Here is an 18,247-nt window from a genome sequence, read left to right as displayed (position 1 = left end):
GCCCTTCCCTAGCAGTATGATCAGCTTCGATGGCGTAGAAGTGACCTATCCGAATGGGTATCAAGCTCTCAAGGGAATCAGCCTTGATATTCCAAAAGGGCAATTTGTGGTCATCGTCGGCCTGTCGGGGGCGGGCAAATCTACTCTGATTCGCACCATCAACAACCTAGTGGTGCCCTCCAAAGGGGAAGTGCGGGTGGGGGGCCGCTCCATCACGCGAGCGCGGGGGGCCGAGCTGCGCAAAATGCGGGCTGGGATCGGCATGATCTTCCAAACCTACAACTTGGTGAAACGCACCACGGTGCTGCGCAATGTGTTGTCGGGGCGGTTGGGTAGCGCCAATCCTCTGGCCAGTTTGCTGGGGATCTTTTCCAAGTCGGATCTGCTCATGGCCCATGCCTGTTTGCAGCGGGTGGGGATCCCGGAAAAAGCCTATGTGCGGGCAGATGCGCTCTCGGGAGGGCAACAACAACGGGTGGGGATTGCCCGTGCCCTGGCCCAGCAGCCACAGGTGATGCTGGCAGATGAACCCGTGGCCAGCTTGGATCCACCGACAGCCAATGCCGTCATGGCAGATCTGAAGCGGATTACCCGTGAAGATGGCATTACAACGCTGGTGAATTTACACTTCATCGACATGGCCCGCGACTATGCCGATCGGATCATCGGGATGCGGGCGGGGGAGGTGGTGTTCGATGGTACGCCCGCCGAAGCGAGCGATCAAGTCTTCACCGAGATCTATGGCCGCTCTATTGACAAGGAAAAAGATTTACTAGGGCAGGCCATCTGATGACGGGATCCCCTCCAACCCTACCCCAACCCCCATTGTTGCCCCGCCTGATTGGCATTGGATCCTGGACGATTTTTCTGGCTTTGTTTTTGGTTTCTGCCCATTTCACCAACTTCTCCCTACAGACACTGGCTCAAGGGATCCCAGACTTTTTCGCCTTTTTTGGCAAGATGTGGCCCCTCGATTGGCGGGCTCTGCCGGAAATTTGGCAACCGCTTTTGGAGACGCTACAAATCGCCTATTTGGGGACTTTATTCGGTGGGATCCTGGCCATTCCTTTCATTTTTCTGGGATCCCGAAATACGACTGCAAATCCAGTGGTGATGTGGGGGGTAAGAGGCTTTTTAACCTTGGTGCGCAGTGTGCCGGATTTACTCTATGCCGCCATTTGCGTCGGGATCCTCTCCTTTGGGCCGTTGCCGGGGGTGGTGGCGATCGTCATTTTTACCGCTTCGGTACTGGCCAAGCTGGGTAGCGAAACCGTCGAAGCCATCGATCCTGGCCCTTTGGAGGCTTTGCAAGCGGTGGGTGCTGGGCGCATTCAGCAGATCATCTACGGTGTGGTGCCGCAAATTGCCGCCACCATGGCCTCTTACGTACTGTACATTTTCGAGATCAACGTGCGGGCCTCCACCGTTCTGGGGTTTGTGGGTGCGGGTGGCATCGGTCAACTGCTGCGCACCTACCTGAGTTTTTTCGACTACCGCGGCACTGCTGTCTTGATTTTGATCGTATTTGGGGTGGTGCTGCTGATCGATGCGGTCTCCAGCTATGCCCGTTCCAAATTGATCTAGATTGATCTAGCCCATGGATCTGGCCCACGCTCTAGCTGAGGCTAAGGCTTTGGGGATCCGGCTCCAGGAGGATGCCGGTGGGAGCTGATTGAGTCACCCAAAAATCCACATCCTGAAACTGTCGCCGCAAGGTGTCCCGCGTTTGAGAGGCTTGTTCCAAGCTGGGCATGATCCCAAAGACTGTTGGCCCTGATCCGGACATCAGGGATCCAAGGGCCCCCGCTGAGCGCAGGGCACTTCGTAATTCCCCCACAAGGGTATATGTGGCCAGCACAGGTTTTTCTAGGTCATTGCGCAAACTGTTCGCCAAAGCTTGCGGATCCTGACGGTCAAAGGCCACCAACACCTGGGGCAGGCTAGAAACCGTGTCATAGGGCTGAGAACCCGAGGTGCTATCCTCTTGCAGTGACCGGAAGGCCTGGTAGGCCCAGGCGGTGGAAACTCCCAAATGTCTGGGTTTGGCCAGCAACAAAGGGATCCCCTCCCAATCCGCCAGCGGTTCTAGAATTTCTCCTCGCCCGGTGGCCAGTTGGGTTCCCCCCTGCACACAAAAGGGAATATCGGATCCCAGCCGAGAGGCTAAGCTCTGCAAATCTCCCACCGTTAGGCCCAATCCCCACAGTTGGTTCATCCCCACCAACACCGCCGCCGCATTGGCCGAGCCGCCAGCTAAGCCGGCTGCCACCGGAATGTGCTTTTCGATGTGAATCTCGACCCCAGCCGAGGAGTGGCATTCTTTTTGCAACAGCTCAGCCGCTTTGTAGGCAAGGTTGTTGACATCTGTCGGTACTTCGGGGTGATCACACCTGAGGTGGATCCCGTGATGGCGGCGTTTCAACTGCACCCGATCCGCCAGGTGAATGCTCTGCAGCACCATCGCTACCTCTGAATACCCATCCGGACGGGATCCAAGAATTTCCAGGTAGAGATTGATTTTGGCGCGAGCAATCAGAGTACAGGCTTGCATGGGGTGAGGCACCGCGCAGGTAAGGGGTTTGGGATTAACGAGTCATCGCTCCCCTCAGCCTGCATACATCAACTCAGACACAGACTTGTCCATGGAGCAATTCCAGCCTGATTCTAACGGCAATGGATCCCCTGCTGACGGGATCCCCTTTTCACCTGCCGAGCCTAGCCACGGGAATACGGCCATTTGCCCAACCACTCCCCACCCCGAAACCGCCAACGGGGAAACAAAATGCGCATCACCACCCAAGCACTGAGATAGATGCAAACCCAGACCACACTGTAATGGAAAATGAAATCCCCCAGATAAAACCGTTGAGTTGGAATATAGGGCAGGCCCATGAATGTGAGCACAGTACCCAAAAACAAGCCTTCCCAAATGCCAGCCAAAAGCTGGAGGATCCCCGGCCAATCGTGATCCCACATCCACCCCAGCAGGTAGTTGTAAACCACATCCCAAATGCAGCCGAACAGACCCACGTAGAGCAGCACCCAAAAATAGATAAAGCTGCCTCCGTGTCCAGTTAGCCCGAAATAGAAGGGTAAAGTCACCAAAACCCCAACAGTGGATAACAGAAAAACACGGGTTTGCCAACGGCCAATTAGAGTTGGAGTCATGTCTCCCTCCATCGATAGGCTTCAAGGTTCCAATCCATAGCACCTATAGGATAAAACCTATAGAATAAAAATTGAACAGGATCCAGAAATCCAGGAAATAGAAGAATAAATAGAATTAAGAAGGGCTAATGTTCAAAGCCCATTTGCACCATTGCCACAGGGATCCAATTCCCTCCAAGGTTTTCATGCCCGGTGCTCGTACCCGCACCAAATGCTCTGCCGAACGATGAGCACAGTATTGCAAGCCCAAAAAGGTATCCACCGGCGCGTAGGGGCCACCCAAGGTAATAATCCCGGCAGCATACATCCGCCCATCCCGATTGCGCATTTCCACCAGCTCAAAATCATTAGAGACGTGCAGTCGCCCGTGGGGGTTGAGGGGCAGATTGTAGCGAGTGATCAGATCGTTTAGCAGAGGATTGGTCATGGGATCCGAAACCAAACCGGTGCAGTCGATGACAAAATCCGCCTCAACTTTCATTTGCGTGTTGTTGTGGGTACCCTGAATGTAGGTGATCGGCTTGCCCTTATCGCTGAGCACCACCGATTCCACCTTGCCAAACACGATCGAATACCAACCCTCCCGTAACCCTTGCCGAACCGTCCGCCGCCATTTGCGTCGACTGGCCGTTGTAGTGCCCCCCCACACTTCTAGCAACTCCCGTCGCTCCAGCGGGGTAGCAGCCTCCAACTTGGCGCGCAGATCTCCCCCCCAAGTGCCCTTGGGCCAGTTGTAGGGTTGAAACTCCCAATGGTTATCCACCGCCCGTTTGGCCCGTCCAAAGCGATTGCCGCTTTTTGGGGAACGACTCAAGTGCACCACCGAGATGCGAGGGTTAATTTTACGAGCCTCATAGATCCGATCCATCACCTGTGAGGCGACGATACCAAACCCCCGAATCAAAATGGTACCGCCATGTTTTTCCAGATATTCGTAGATGTGCGGATGAGGTTCGTAGCCGTGCACCACCGATTTGAGATCCCCTGTTTGTTCTCGAAACTCTTGTAGGTCATTGAGCAACTTGATGGCAGGATAGCCAGTTGCCAAATGTAAGTACTTGGCCACCATAAAACGGTGATCCGTATGGCCAGGTCGGGTTGCGGAATAGGCCACCACATATCGACCATCTTCGGTTTTGCGGATGGCGCGAATATGGCCGTAGCGCAGCATTTGATCCCAGCTAATTCGGGCCGCTTCTCGATCCATGGAGGCAAAAACATCCCCAGCCCGTGGTGTATAGGTGTCGGCCAAGAGGGGCTCGCTAAAGACCTGCCACAAAAAGCCCAAAGCCTCCAAAACACGACCCGAAAAAAAGGAACGCCAAGCGTCCCGCAGGGCATAACCCGGCCAACCCCAAATGTTGTCAGGACAGGAATCCGACCCAGAACGAATGCGTTTCCAACGGGGAATTTGGCAATTGTTCAGCAGCCGATCGTACCGTTCGTAGGGTTTTTTGGCGATGCTAATCACCCGAATCTGTTCCGGTTTGACCCCGTGAATGCGAAGGGTATCTACCCACACGAAGCTACCCATGCCGCCACCTAAGGCTAGGTACTCCACCTCTTCTACAGGCAATCCTGTGGCTTGAAGCGCACTGAGGGAAATTTGCTCCGCCTGAAAGAGATGTGGGGGTGGAAACTCACCAGCAGAACGGGAATCGGCGGGCTGCTCTGGGGCAAAAACAATTGTGGAGGGCGGGGGAATTTCGATGTTGGTGCGGGTGTTTGGGTGAATCAGATCCGTTGGCGGTTCTAGCAAGAGAGTACGAGTTCCTCGGTGGGCACTGGTTAAGAGTGTCACGCCGGGATCCTCATCCTCAGATGGCACCAAACTGACGGTGATGCTGTAGGGGCCAAACTGCACCACTTCTCCCCCTTTGAGCACCTGGCGTGCCTGCCGGATTTTTTCGCCGTTGATGCGGCTGCCGTTGGCACTGCGATCTTCGTAGATCACCTGTCCATCTTCGCTACGATAGATGAGGGCGTGGTAGCGAGAAATTTCTTGACTGGTGAATACAGCTCGGGATACTTCTTTCCCCTGCCATTCACTGGGCAATTGGGTGAGATCCCGCCCGAAAGCAAAAGGTAATGGAAAGATCGGTTCCTGTTGTTCCTCTGTAATGGGATCTTCCCAGCTCAGTTGAATTTGCATCCTTCTACTCCCGATTCAAAGTTTTACATTTTCTCTTGACCGAAGGAATTCCTGGCTCAACCGAAACTTTTTGTCTTTACTTGGAGCGATTTGGGGGATCTGAGGCATCAGAAATGTCGTTACCATCGGGATCCCGATATTTTTTCGATTTTTCCAGTAATTTCTGGAAGAAGTCGGCTTTTAGAATCGAGTTCACTTGCTTTTCCCGTTTGCTCTCGTCGATTTGAATATCCAGTCGGGAAATGAGTGGAGATCCCTGCTGCGGGGGTAAAGCACTGGGGGTGGATTCAACCTTGGGTTTTACCTGTGAAGCCGGAGTTTTTGGGGCTTTGGCAGGTTCTGGAGGGGGGATCACCAACGAGGCGCTCAATACCAAATGTCCACAGTAGGGGCAATTTTGGCCCTGATATTCCGGCGGTAGGTAGTGCGGGTTTTGCAGACGGCTACACTTGACTTTGAGGGCATCTAAAGAGCCTCGGCTCAGGGTAACACCCCGATCTTTTATCACCGCTTCTATAGATTTCACCTTTAAAACCATACGGCCTAGCTGGATTTGGCTGTCGGGTGCAATGGAAAGTTCTTCTTGGATCACTTTTTGGCCATTCACCCAAATTGGATTGGGTTGCTTGGGTGGCAGACGATCTCGAGTTAGGTTGCGGATGTGAAAACTCAAACTTTTGGGATCAAAATAAAGTCCGGCATGGACGCCAGAAACAGAGCGAGCCTGGTCATTGAGCACCACATCACAATTGGGATCCCGTCCGATGGTGACCAGTTGGGACATATCGGAAGAGAGAGTTTGCGAGCGGCGCTGAGGGTGCTCCGCAGCCTGTGTAGCCGGATCGGCTTCTGTCCATTCCAACGTCAGTTGATACACGATTTCGTCCTCCATGCTTGATTGCCCCCGCGCCCTGTTCTCAGCCCCAGTCTATCGGATGACCTGTTCGGGAGAGGAGAAGGTATCTTTTTTGTCAATGTTGTCATTGACCTTTTGGCTGAACTCAATTTACGGGCTTGGAAAACGATTTGCTTTGATCCGGATCACCAGAAGTGAGTTTTAATGATCACCGCTGTGTCTTTATGGCTTGAGATTGAACCTGCGTACAGATTTTGTATTGGCTAAACCTTAAACCGAGGAGTCCGCATGGACACGCAGCAACCCACCCCGAATCAGTCGCTGAACCAGAGTGATCTTGGCCTCATCTGAGAGGGATTCGGGTAGATCTGAGACTTGGAATGGGCTGATGGCGGCAGCTATGTACTGGAAAGCGGGTTCCAAATGGGCTTGCCCCTTGATGGTGTTACCAGGGAACTGAATGGAGACCGAAAACCCTTGCGAGAGAATGCGACAGGGCATGCCCACTCGTTTGGCTACCCAGGTGTCGATCTGTACCTGATCCAAGTGGGGAATGAGGGCGAAATGGTGATCCGGTTGGACGATGGCCTGACGAATAAATTGATCCATCAGCAGCGATAGCCCCGCTTCTACATCGGTTTGAAGAGCCAGCCGCTGACAGAGTTCCCGAAAGTGTTCCTCCAATTGATCGGGGGGCAGCCGGAAAAACCCTGGCGGCAAGGCCTTCCGTAAAGATTCCTCCTGTAAACTCAGGGCCGTCAAAGCGGAGGTGAGTAAATCCAGCCACTGAAAGGGATAAACCCCTAGGGTGAGATGTAGGGATGGCTGGGTCTGGGTTTCTGCCTCGTGGACAAATCCACGCGGAATGTAGAGCAGATCTCCTGCTTGTAGGTACACCTCCTTGAGGGGGGATCCCAACCGCTCAGAAGGAATGACCGGTTGAAAACTGTTAAGGAGCGGCACAGGCTGCGGGGGTGGATACAGGTACCATTGCTTGGATCCCTCCACTTGAAGGACAAACACGTCATGGGTATCGTAGTGAGGGAAAAGCGCCTTCGATCCCTGCGGTGAAAAATATAAGTTCGCAACAATGCGATGGCATAGAAATGCTTGTAGGTTGCAACAGAATAAGGCTAAAGAAGCATTAAATTGTTGCAAGCCATTGATAATAACGGTGTAACCTTCTGTGAATACTTTATAGATTTGATTGAGATGGATCTCACCTGTGGGCTTAAGATATCGCTCCGGCAAGAGTTCCTGCTGCTCACGAACCACTTTGATTTCAGGGGGCTTAACCCGAGAAAAACGTAGGATATCTTCTAAGGCCCCAACCGAGAATAAATGCTGAAAATAGCCGGGATCCCGTCCAGAAACCCACAGCGGTCGCCGCTCCCAATGATCGTTGAGAAAGGTTTCTAAAGGGATCGGATCAAGGAGATAGTCGAGAGAGGGTTTGTTGCTAGCCATAGGTTCACCCCGCTACTTTTTTCTTGCGTACTCTGATCAAAGATTTGCCCAAACTCATCATGTAGCTATCATCACTGCTTTCAGAGTGGGTCGCTTTTACAAAATCTGGGGATTGTAAAATTCGATCTAGATCTTGGTGGATATTGTTTTCGGCAACATAAGCGCTCGATAACTTCAGGCTCAAGGGATCCAACAATATCGCCGCATCTGGCTTGAGAGTGCCCATAGGATGCACTCGATAAACCTTGTTAAAGGTGCGATATTCTCCACTACAGGTGACATAATCCCAATCGCGGATGCGGTGCAGCAAACTGTAGAACATTGAAGCCGTGATAAAGACGAAAAAATTGGCCAATGGATTGCGCCCAGATTGAATCTGAATCGGTTCTTGCCCAAAGTTGATGAACCAGTACTGTGGCCCTGAGGGAAACTGCACTTGTAACTGATAGATCACCTGCCAACGCCACATGTCGCTGAACAAGATCGTTTGTTGGATTTGCAGGAAGGCTGGCCATTCCTGTTCGATTTCTTGACGAATTTCTTGCAGCATTAAAGATTCGTCGTAGCCCTCTGGGTTGGGATCCCGCCAATCGAATCCCGCCAGTACCGGCGCAAAATCCAGGAGGTAGCGGTCATCGACTAAGGTGCGGGCGAAGGGACAGGCTTGAGGGTGGTGAGTAGCTTGGCCAGCTTCTAACTCAACAAGATCCCCAGGGTTCATTTCGATTATTTGAGTCTTGGGTAAAACCTGAGCCAAGTCGTAACACAAGCGCTCACGGGTGGTCGGAAACACCGTCTGATTTTGCCAAGCCGAACTGCCGATATACTTAAAGCCCTGTGCCCCTGGGGCAAAAGTTTTGGGATGGATCAGATCATAAATGCTGAGCAATTGACCGTACAGTTCTGTTGGAAATGTTAAAGGCTTGTTGTATTGCTGATCCCCCTCCATGCTGATGTGCCAGGTGCCGAGCATAAAATCGATGGAGGGATAGGTTTCCAACACTTTGCGAATGGTGGGCGGAGCAAACAAAGTATCAACGGTATTCCAGAAAACCCCAGAGGGATCCGAAACAAGCAGCCCAAATTCGGGCACTCGCACTTCCGAACGCGTCGTCAATAAAGTGGTTTTACCCAATACAACCTTTGAGAAATCTTGTAGAGCATAGATTTTTGAATATCCCATCTGTCGGAGGCAGTTGCGCAGGAGTTTGTCGGGGGGGATCAACACATCCACATGCTTGGGTAGGTAGGCCAGCGAGCGCAGATCAAAGTGATCCAGATGACGATGGGAAATCACCAAAACATCATATTCCGGGATTCGATCCACATCGATCTCGCGGGTGGGGCAACTGGCATTCAACCCCTCACAAAAGGGATCCCACAGCACCGGATCCATGAGCATGCGACAATCGGCAGCCTCAATAAATAGGGTGGCGTGTCCAAGTAGATGAATATGCATTCCCAAGAATCCTCACGTGAAAAGCCCATGAATAGCAAACCAGTTTGGTAAAAACGTTAGGAATAGGTCAAAACCACTTTCCCAAACCGATCAGAACTGCAGTAGGTTCGCTCAAAAAAGGAAGCCGCCTGATCTTCTGTAAACACAGAGTCCACCACCACCTTCAGCCGTGCCGATGCATAGTCTTGCAAAGCTCGTTCCAGATCCTCCACCAGGCCGATGCAGTTGCCGATGAGGGAATAGTTATTGAGCATCACATGTGTCAGGATCTCTCGACAGGACAGGCCAGAGTATTCAAAATCGCGCCCCAGCAGGTTCAAGTATTGGTCGTAGAAACCGCAGGTAATGTAACGCCCCCAGGCCGCCATGAGCGGTACCACCTTGCCCATGTAGAGATCAAAATAGGGATCAATCACGGCATCAAACCCACCGATAGTTTGGCTAAAGTTCCTGATCTCTTCCCAGGAGTTGACATCCGATCCGGGTAAAACCAACACCTGCTCGACTCCTAACGCCTGAATCTGTTCGGCAAATCGATCTGAGGTGGTGAGGGCGAAAACCCGCACCGGATGTAGCTGTAGGGCATTGATGGCAAAAAGCGAGGTATTGGAACGGGCTGCCGTCACCAACACTTTTGCCCCGGGAGATAATTGCAAGCGCCGGATCATGCTGTAGGTGGTTTGCGCCCCAATGCTGAAGGCGGCGGCTACAGCGTCGGACATCATGTCTGGGATCCGGATCAGCTTGGCCCGATGCAGCACCCGATATTCTTTGGAACCCCGGTTGGTGGGGATCCCTGGTGGCAAACCCGGTACACCCGAATCGGGGTAGCTGTTGTTGCCGATCACCCGATCCCCCGGTCGCAGATCCATCACTGCGGATCCCACCTCGATCACCTCCGCCACAAACTCCGAGCCAATCGAGGCAAAACGAGAAGGGGGCGATTGCAGCGTATGCATGAGCAACAGTGCTTTGTCCCGGTAGTTGCAGGAAAAAGCGCGCACCCGAATCAAGACGGAGTGGACTTCTGCCTGAGGGTCAAATTTCGGGGGATCCGAGTGAATCAACCCACAATACACGGTCACCCCTTCGACCGTGAGTTCCTGAACATAGCTGGGGGGCTGGATCAGCGCTTGGACATTGCGGCCACAGATGGCGATGGTTTTCATAGGGCTCCGTCCCGCTGACGCGATAAGTGGGCTCCTGAAGCAACCAATCCCAGTCGTGCTGAGCTAACATAGGGGGGCAGAGCACAGCGGGCGATGTATTCGGTTGGATCGGCGCAGCGATAGCGGGGATGGGGATCTGCAGGAGTTGAGGGATCCATCCGTTCACCGTCGGTGGGCTGGGCAAGAGCCAAGACGGCCAGAGCAGTGCCGATCATACGATGTTGATCCCAGTACAGGGAAATGCCGTGGTACTCATCGGCTACGGAGCGCACCAATTTCAGGGCGGGAGAGTCCCCCTTGGCCGGGATCCGATTCAACAGCAGGCGATAGGGCAAAGGCGGTGACTCCTGGGGATCCAACCGCAAACTGGAGTAGAAGGGTGCGGAAACGGGCCAGTAACCCTGTGGGTTCATCCAATCCACCAAGCGCAGCTGAGCCATGCGTACCCGCCGATCCCGCACTCCCAAGGCCGTCAAGCTGAGGATCCCTAGAGCCGTGGAGAGAGCTGGATCAAAGGTGCCAAAGCTGTAGTCCGGTTGCTGGCTAGCCAACAATTCTGCCTGCAATTGCTCCCGTAACAGAGCAGCTTCTGGGGTCGGATCCTCTGCCAGAGCCAGAGCCAAGGCCCAGTCCACTAGATACGGGTTGGCAAAATACAGCCCTGAGCGCTCCCCAAAATGGGTCTGCAAATAGGAAAGAGAAGTGTTCTCAAGATCCCACTGCCGTTGCCAAGCCCGTACCAAACAGGTGGTAGCAAAATCCGCCTGACACCAATGGCGACAATCCTCTTCCAGCAACATTTGATGCTGCTTCGCAGCTTGTGTAAGCGTATCCTGTTCGCGGCTGGATCTCCACTGTTGCGGAACATAGCCCCCATCCGGGTCGGCAAATCGCTCTAGGGCCTCTGCTCCAGCCCGATCCGAATAGCCCAACATCACCAAGGCTGAATCGGTGGCCGTAATCAAGCGACCGGAATGAAACGCCCACAGATCCTCCTTGCGCCGCTCTTGTAAATGAGCTTGCAAAGGGCCGGAAAACTCGGGATTGGTTGTCTTCAGGGCACGTAGCAAGAAACCCAGGGGCACCAAATCCCCATAATCAAAAGGACGATCCGGCAAAGGGGGCTGGCAACGCATTGACAAAGGCACTTCCGGCTGTTGCACCACCCGCACAGCCAATGCCTGCACTGCCTGGGATCCCTGTCGTTGTCCCCAACCCATGCGACGAGTCGTAGCCTCCAACAAACCGGCTTCCAAAATCGGATCAATCTGCCCATGTTGTAAGAAAAACTGGTTGCAATGGGTGGTGCGCTCGAAGTGGGAGAGGATGCCGGTGTGGATGTGGACGGGCAGGCGATTACGGAAATGGGCCACATAGCCCTTGGGATGGGGATCCCCACCCAGATACTCTACCCCCACCGCTCGCAGCAGCTCGTAATGCTCTTGGCTGGGGGCTTGGTCAAAAATGGCCTGAGCTTGGCCCACCCCTTGTGCAAGCCGCAGGTGCAGCAGCACCGGGGCATAAGGGAGCTGTTCTCCCAGACCGAGGCAATCGGCTTCATCGACAGGCACCCAGGCCAGCCGCTCGGCAAACTGCTCCCCCAGACTCAGCGGGATCCCAGACAGGGAAGTCGGCGCACCGGTTTCAGCTTCCCGTAATGGCCCGACGGCTTGAGGGGCCAGGAGCCTCCCTTCGCTGCTGAGGATGACATGACTAAAGGGATCCAAATCCAGATCTTCCGGCAGAAAGTACATGGCCCGCACCACCTCATCGGAAGCCAGTTGCCGCACCGCTGCGAGGTCAAAGAGCACCATCCATTCCAGATCGGCAGGCAGTTGGCGGAGGATTTGGCTGATTTGCATCGGATCCCTCAAAAGTGGTGAAACAGGCTACAAACTCAAACGAACCTAGCGGTAAACCCAGCCATTAAAGGTAAAGCGACTGTCGGCAAAGACTCGGGAGGGGCAGCGAACGCGACGTACCTCATGCCAAAGCTGGCTGGGAAAAAAGACAATGCTGTTGTGGCGAGGTTGGATAGGGGTGTAGAGATGTGGCTGGAGCAAGGTTAAACCTCTATCCGCGCCCACTTTGGCAGCGGCCCCGGGATAGACCCGCAGTTCCCCTCCCAAGAAAGGCTGCGGTTGCCGGGAAAAATAGTAGACAAAAGTAAGGGTACGGCGGGCCGTGACTTCGCTGCCATTGTCGTTGTGCAACTTAAAGTAGTGGCCGTGATTGTGGGCGGTGAGTTGTACTTCGATGTGGGCAGGCTCAAAGAGATCCATCCCCAATTCCGCCAAGGCTTGGGGCAAAGCGGCTCGTACCGCCTGCCGGATCTGGTTTTCCACTTTGGGCTGAATCGTTTCCAAAACCCAAGAGAAGCGGTAGTTGCGATCCTCTTGAGACTGTTCGTCTTCAGTGCCGTAGGTTTGGCCTTGGCTGGGTTCAAAAGCTGCCTCTTGCTCCAGGCTGTAGGTCAAAAGCTGCTCTGCTTCGGTCGCCGAGAAAAAATTATAAATTTGGAAAGGGGGCGTGAATCCAGGGGTTGGGGAAGCCGGTTGCCGTTCGCCTTTAGAAGTAGCTTTAGAAGTAGAAAGTATTGCCTGGGATCCTTGGCTCGTAAGGGTTTTGCGGGCAGCACTGAGGTTGAGAACCTGCTGACTGACAGCCAAGTAAGCTTTGGCCTCCAGGACTTGTTCCCCTCGGTAGACCACCTTGATGTGGTGCAAACCGCGATAAAACACGCTCTCACAATCGGGCCCCAACAATTGGGATAACTTTTGTAAAGGGTGCGGCCACGTTTCAGGATAGTGGCGTTCTCGTACATAGCCGGGATAACGCAGCAGTGCCTCTCGTTTCTGGGGGAGACAGAGACCTAGGGCCACCAAACTGTCCAGAAAATGGCTCCAACGGGGATCCCGCGCCGGTTGGCCAATTAAGTAGCACTCTAAGCCCAGCTTTGGCCCAATGGATCCCTCCACGTCCAAATCCAGGTCAATCCGATCGACTGTTGGCTCCAGTTGATTTAGCAACTGCTCTAAGCCCGCCAAAGATCCGGGCCAACCGATGGTATCCAGATAAGTGAGGATTTGATCGGGGTCAATATCGCGTATACACAGGCGTACCCAATCGTTGCGGCGAGCCAACATCAACCCGACCTGAAATACATAGGCCCCAATGGGCAGAGCTTGTAGACAGCGCAACACCGTCGCTTGCACGGAGGTGGGCAGAGCTTCTCCTCGGAGTAGGGTCAGGGGTTCGTTAAGGAGCCAATGGTGAATTTCGTCCCCCTCGACGGGGTTCCCGTAAATGGGCAACGAGCCGATAAAACAGCTGGGCAAAGGCGTGGAAACAGGCCCCGACCGCTCCACATCAAACTCCAGCCATATGTTGTGAACCCGCTCTGACAAGAGGGATCCCGCTGACTGCCAATGTTGACCCAATTGATGGATCCGCTGCCAAATCGGCTCCGATTGCAACAGGCTGGCCCCATACTCTGCGGAAGCCAAGGTATTACGGCCCGCTTCTTTAGCATCCAGACAGATCAGAAAATCTCCCGCTGCCTCAGGGATCCCCAACCGACATTCAAAGCCAAAAAAGTTGGTCAAAGAAGCAGGGAGCAATTGGGCGATCGCTTGGATCCCTTGCCAAGACTCTGCATCCAATAGTTCAACCGGAACTGAAGGCTGAATCACCTGCAAATGTTCGCTGAGGGGATATCGCGGCCGGCGATCTGCCTTAACTACAGGGATGCTGGTGCTGACCATAAACGCTCCTGACCTCTTTTTCCCCACTCAGCCCTACGGCTTTTCTCGATATCCATCTCCAGATCCTGTTCAGGGAAGGCGAAATCCGTGCGGAGCTGGGATCCCTGCACCCCCTCTACGGGGGACGAGCGAATGAGCTGGCATCAGCTCAGACTCATGGCCGGAAGGAAGAGAGTCATAACCGTGCATTGACTGGCAGTAGATCTAACATGGCGAGTGCGGGTTTTTCTCAATCTCTTTGTTTGAATTAACAAATTCTTGAGGTAGGAGTGTGTCAACCCTAACTATGGTTCTTTCTGGCACGAAAGGATCTCAGGGGGTATAAGGTCTCAGGGCCTTTCCTGGATCTTTTTGTATCCCTGCCCTTTTCAGCAGGGATACAGCTGTTGCGGCGGTTTCCCGGAACAATGCTTGTGTTCCTCTCTCCCATTGCAAGCCTATCCTGAGGAAGAGAAGGCAACTGTGCCTAGTGGAGAGATCAGGTGTGGCGGCGATGAACCAATCCGTAAGTGGGATCCAAGGGATCCATCACCTGCACTTTTATCTCTGGGATCTGCCCTACTGGCGGGAGCAGTTTTGTCGGGTTTGGGGGTTTCAAATTGAGCGACAAGCCCCCCACACGCTTGATCTGTGCCAGGGATCAATTCGCTTACGCCTTTCTCAGCCTGCCCATGTTGGGGATGAGGTGGATCGCTATTTGCAGCAGCATTCTCCCGGCATTGTGGATGTGGCCTTGGCGATGGATAGGCAGGATGGGGCAGACTTGGCGGAGCTTCTGCGCGGACGGGGTGCAGCGCTAGATTGGAGCACGGACGAAACAGAAAGTCCCTCACCGGGTTTGTGTCTGCTCACTCCCTATGGAATCAGGCATTCTTTGATCCCAGGGTCAGTTCCAGCCCATCCGCATCCCTCGCGGTTGTTTTCCCACCTCGATCATGTGGTGTTGAATGTCGAGCAGGGATCCCTGCAGGCGGCGGCAGATTGGTACAGTCAGGTGCTGGGCTGGGAGCGCCTTTACCGTTACAGCGTTGGCACCGATCACTCCGGGTTAGAAAGTTGGGTGGTAGGAGATCCGCAAGTCGGGATCCAGTTGGCCATCAATGAGCCTACGTCCGCGACCTCGCAAATTCAAGAATTTTTGGATGCTTATCCAGGCCCCGGCATACAACATGTAGCGCTACATAGCCCTGATATTCTCCGTAGTTTGCGTCAGCTACGTCAGGGTGGGGTGGAATTTTTGCGGGTGCCCGAAGGATATTACTCGATGCTCCAAGGGGAGCTGTACCCCGATTTGCAGGAGATTACCGGGATCCATTGGCCAGATTTGCAAGAACAGGGGATCCTACTGGATTCTACGTTGCCTGCTGCTGATCCTCACTCTGCGCCGCTGTTGCTGCAAACCTTCACCCAACCTTTGTTTGAAAAGCCAACTTTTTTCTTTGAGATCATCCAACGGCTGGGGGGAGCCACCGGATTTGGCGAAGGCAATTTTCAGGCTCTGTTTGAAGCCCTAGAACAGCAACAACTACAGCGGCAGCAACAAACGCTTGCCCCACACTGATCTCAGCTAGATGTGCTCAGAGTCCTTAAGGCTAAACCAAAAGACTAAACCAAATGAGCCGCAATGGTTCCCAACAAATGAGTTTGTTCAATCGGCTTCGTTAGGTAAGCACTAGAACCCAGGCGCAGTCCCTGTTCGATGTCTTCGCAGCTGGTTTTGGAGGAGAGAAACACAAAAGGAATGTGGGCAGTGGCCCGATCCCGCCTCAGGGCATCGAGTACCCCATAGCCGTTCAGCTTGGGCATCACCACATCGCACAACACCAGATCAGGTAGCAGAGAGCGCACCAAGCTCAATCCTTCTTCGCCATCGGTGGCAGCAATGGTATCGTATCCGGCCCGTCGCAACAGCTTTTGCAGATAGGTGCGGATCGGCTGTTCGTCTTCGATCACCAAAATTCGTTTAGACATAAGCAGAAGGTGAACTACCCCTTGCAAAAAAACAAAATGGAACTCGCGGTCAGGCCGTCTACACAGCTCTTTTAACCCTGCTAAAGCAAGGGATCCAAGCCGATAGTGAAAGTATAGGGAAATCTCTGGGGTGGAAACCTCCGCCAAATTGCTCACTTGCGGGATCCCACGAGTCGCGAATGCGCGGAATCTACTCGCATACCCGTGCATCTACGGATGAGTACGTCACTCTATTCCGAACTCTATTCCGATTTAAGTTGCCGTTCCATGAGTCGGGCCAGGGCGGCTGGGGGGGTAGTCTGCCCCTGCAACAACAACTGCACCTCTTGGGTGATGGGCACCGGGATCCCGTGCTGGGCGGCAATCTTCAGCAAAACGGGGGTGGTGTGGATCCCTTCGGCGGTACCCTCGATATCGGCCAACACCTGCCCTAGGGGTTTCCCTTGCCCCAACCCGTGACCAACGCGGTAGTTGCGGCTGAGGGGGCTATGACAGGTGGCCAGCAAATCTCCCAACCCCGAGAGGCCATTAAAGGTTTCGGGCCGTGCCCCCAACCGGGATCCCACCCGGATCATCTCCGCCAACCCCCGAGTTACCAGGGCCGAGCGAGCATTGGTACCCAGCTGCAGCCCATCACATACCCCCACAGCAATGGCAATCACATTTTTCAGGGTGCCCCCCAACTCCACCCCGATCGGATCGCTGCTGGTGTAGAGGCGAAAGCGTTCCGAAGAAAGGGCCTGTTGCACCTGTGTGGCGGCCCAGGGATCCCAGCTGGCAACCACGGCGGCAGCAGGCAGGCCCTGGCGGATTTCCACCGAGAGATTGGGCCCAGATAGCACCACCACCGCTTGTTCGGGGAAAGTGGCCCGCCAAATTTGTGTTGGGGTCAGCAGCTCCAGTGGATCCAATCCCTTGGTGGCTGAGACCAAAATGGCTTGGGAAGGGATCCCGATTTCTCGCACCGCCTCTGCCAACGGGCGTACCCCCGCCATCGACACCGCCGAAACGATCACCTCTGCCCCCGGCAAAACGGCCAGTAAATTTGGAGATCGGCGCCGATCCCAGACACGCACTCGATGTCCTTGAGCCTGAGCCAGCATAGCCAGTGTGCTTCCCCAAGCCCCCGCCCCTAAAATGGCGATGGTATGAGTTGATGCTGCCAGCCGTTCCATAGTGTTATCCTTCACCAGTGTTATCCTTCACCGCATACTTCTAGAAAGCAAGTAGAAAGCAAGCGACCGGCCCACAAGTCCAGCAAAACAACGGCAAAGGTTAGTATGGGTGGATACCCAATCATGTGTTCAGACTCAGAGCAGACGACATGGTGGAAGCAGGGATCCTGCGCCTCCCTTCTGACGTGACGGCCAAAATGGGGAGTTGGCAGCACGGTTATGCCGTTACCAACGGCATTCAACTGCACTATGTCACCCAAGGGGAAGGGGAGTTGGTGATCTTGCTGCACGGGTTCCCCGAGTTTTGGTATTCCTGGCGGCACCAAATCCCGGTCTTAGCACAGCGATTCCGTGTCGTGGTGCCCGATATGCGCGGTTACAACGACTCCGACAAGCCCGACCACGGCTACGACCTGGATACCCTCACCCAAGATATCCGCGGCCTGCTCACCTACTTTGGGGCGAAAACCGCCTCTGTAGTCGCCCACGATTGGGGGGGCGCCATCGCCTGGCACTGGGCACAGTTTTTCCCAGAGCAAATCCGCAAGTTAGCAGTTCTCAACTCTCCCCATCCGGCCTGTTTTCGGCGGGAGTTTCTCAGCAACCTAGATCAAGTGCGGCGCAGTTGGTACATGCTCTTTTTTCAGTTGCCCTGGCTGCCGGAGTGGCTACTGCAACGGGATCTGGCCGATTGGGTGCGGAGAATCTTCCAAGAGACGTCCGTGCGCAAAAGTGCCTTTACCCGTCACGATCTGCAGCTCTATCAGGAGGCTCTAGCCAAACCCAAAGTGCTCACCTCCGCCCTCAACTATTACCGGCAGCTCTTTAATCTGCCGACGTTGCAGAACCTATTTTTGGAGCCGATGCGGCAGATCCTCGCCCCTACCCTGTTGATTTGGGGGGAAGAAGACTTTGCCCTCAGCCGGGAACTGACCGAAGGCATGGACTCGTTTTTCCCCAGCGGCATTCGCAAAGAATACATCCCCGAGTGTGGGCACTGGGCCCAGCAGGAGGCTCCACAAACCGTGAATCGCCTGTTGATGGAATTTCTTTGAAACCTCCGTGA

15 protein-coding genes are annotated in these 18,247 nt (G+C 54.2%); 4 read left to right on the top strand and 11 right to left on the bottom strand.

Annotated features, from left to right (window positions below):
* Positions 1-16: 16 nt before the first annotated feature.
* Entirely contained in the window at positions 17-790 is a 774-nt protein-coding gene (gene phnC / locus L1047_RS04440) for a phosphonate ABC transporter ATP-binding protein (protein ID WP_235277624.1), read from the top strand.
* On the top strand, positions 790-1,584 hold the full coding sequence (gene phnE, locus L1047_RS04435; protein ID WP_235277623.1) for a phosphonate ABC transporter, permease protein PhnE: 795 nt from the start codon (positions 790-792) through the stop codon (positions 1,582-1,584). Before phnC ends, phnE begins: the two co-directional genes overlap by 1 nt.
* A gap of 31 nt (positions 1,585-1,615) precedes the next feature.
* Here the strand turns inward: phnE and ispE are convergent, their stop codons facing one another.
* The 9 genes from ispE to L1047_RS04390 form a co-directional block, all read right to left on the bottom strand.
* On the bottom strand, positions 1,616-2,551 hold the full coding sequence (gene ispE / locus L1047_RS04430; RefSeq protein ID WP_235277622.1) for a 4-(cytidine 5'-diphospho)-2-C-methyl-D-erythritol kinase: 936 nt from the start codon (positions 2,549-2,551) through the stop codon (positions 1,616-1,618).
* 164 nt (positions 2,552-2,715) lie between these two features.
* On the bottom strand, positions 2,716-3,168 hold the full coding sequence (locus L1047_RS04425) for a hypothetical protein (RefSeq protein ID WP_235277621.1): 453 nt from the start codon (positions 3,166-3,168) through the stop codon (positions 2,716-2,718).
* A gap of 115 nt (positions 3,169-3,283) precedes the next feature.
* Entirely contained in the window at positions 3,284-5,320 is a 2,037-nt protein-coding gene (locus L1047_RS04420; RefSeq protein ID WP_235277620.1) for an FHA domain-containing protein, read from the bottom strand.
* Between the two features lie 76 nt (positions 5,321-5,396).
* Entirely contained in the window at positions 5,397-6,212 is an 816-nt protein-coding gene (locus L1047_RS04415) for an FHA domain-containing protein (protein WP_235277619.1), read from the bottom strand.
* A gap of 234 nt (positions 6,213-6,446) precedes the next feature.
* Positions 6,447-7,643 carry a cupin domain-containing protein gene (locus tag L1047_RS04410; protein WP_235277618.1) on the bottom strand — a complete coding sequence of 399 codons (1,197 nt, stop codon included), beginning with the start codon at positions 7,641-7,643 and terminating at the stop codon, positions 6,447-6,449.
* A gap of 4 nt (positions 7,644-7,647) precedes the next feature.
* Positions 7,648-9,102, bottom strand: coding sequence for an MBL fold metallo-hydrolase (locus tag L1047_RS04405; RefSeq protein WP_235277616.1), 1,455 nt, complete (start codon positions 9,100-9,102; stop codon positions 7,648-7,650).
* 56 nt (positions 9,103-9,158) lie between these two features.
* Positions 9,159-10,271 (bottom strand): quinone oxidoreductase family protein, encoded by a 1,113-nt coding sequence (locus L1047_RS04400; protein ID WP_235277614.1) that lies wholly within the window; start codon positions 10,269-10,271, stop codon positions 9,159-9,161.
* Positions 10,268-12,133: a hypothetical protein gene (locus L1047_RS04395; protein WP_235277612.1), complete on the bottom strand. Its 1,866-nt coding sequence runs from the start codon at positions 12,131-12,133 to the stop codon at positions 10,268-10,270. Before L1047_RS04395 ends, L1047_RS04400 begins: the two co-directional genes overlap by 4 nt.
* A gap of 45 nt (positions 12,134-12,178) precedes the next feature.
* Complete coding sequence (locus L1047_RS04390; protein WP_235277611.1) at positions 12,179-14,035, bottom strand: 2OG-Fe(II) oxygenase; 1,857 nt, start codon at positions 14,033-14,035, stop codon at positions 12,179-12,181.
* 493 nt (positions 14,036-14,528) lie between these two features.
* Between L1047_RS04390 and L1047_RS04385 the strand changes: the two genes are divergently transcribed.
* Positions 14,529-15,596, top strand: a complete 1,068-nt coding sequence (locus L1047_RS04385) for a VOC family protein (protein ID WP_235277609.1) — start codon at positions 14,529-14,531, stop codon at positions 15,594-15,596.
* A gap of 44 nt (positions 15,597-15,640) precedes the next feature.
* On the opposite strand, the gene L1047_RS04380 is transcribed toward L1047_RS04385, so the two are convergent.
* Positions 15,641-16,006, bottom strand: coding sequence for a response regulator (locus tag L1047_RS04380; RefSeq protein ID WP_235277608.1), 366 nt, complete (start codon positions 16,004-16,006; stop codon positions 15,641-15,643).
* A 242-nt stretch (positions 16,007-16,248) separates the two neighbouring features.
* Positions 16,249-17,181, bottom strand: coding sequence for an NAD(P)H-dependent glycerol-3-phosphate dehydrogenase (locus tag L1047_RS04375; RefSeq protein WP_235278860.1), 933 nt, complete (start codon positions 17,179-17,181; stop codon positions 16,249-16,251).
* Between the two features lie 125 nt (positions 17,182-17,306).
* Between L1047_RS04375 and L1047_RS04370 the strand changes: the two genes are divergently transcribed.
* Positions 17,307-18,236 carry an alpha/beta fold hydrolase gene (locus L1047_RS04370; RefSeq protein WP_328286027.1) on the top strand — a complete coding sequence of 310 codons (930 nt, stop codon included), beginning with the start codon at positions 17,307-17,309 and terminating at the stop codon, positions 18,234-18,236.
* The last annotated feature ends 11 nt before the right edge of the window (positions 18,237-18,247 follow it).

Origin of the sequence: Synechococcus sp. Nb3U1, from assembly GCF_021533835.1 — a bacterium.
Lineage (GTDB): Bacteria > Cyanobacteriota > Cyanobacteriia > Thermostichales > Thermostichaceae > Thermostichus.
This window is presented reverse-complemented; position numbering and strand designations above follow the sequence as displayed.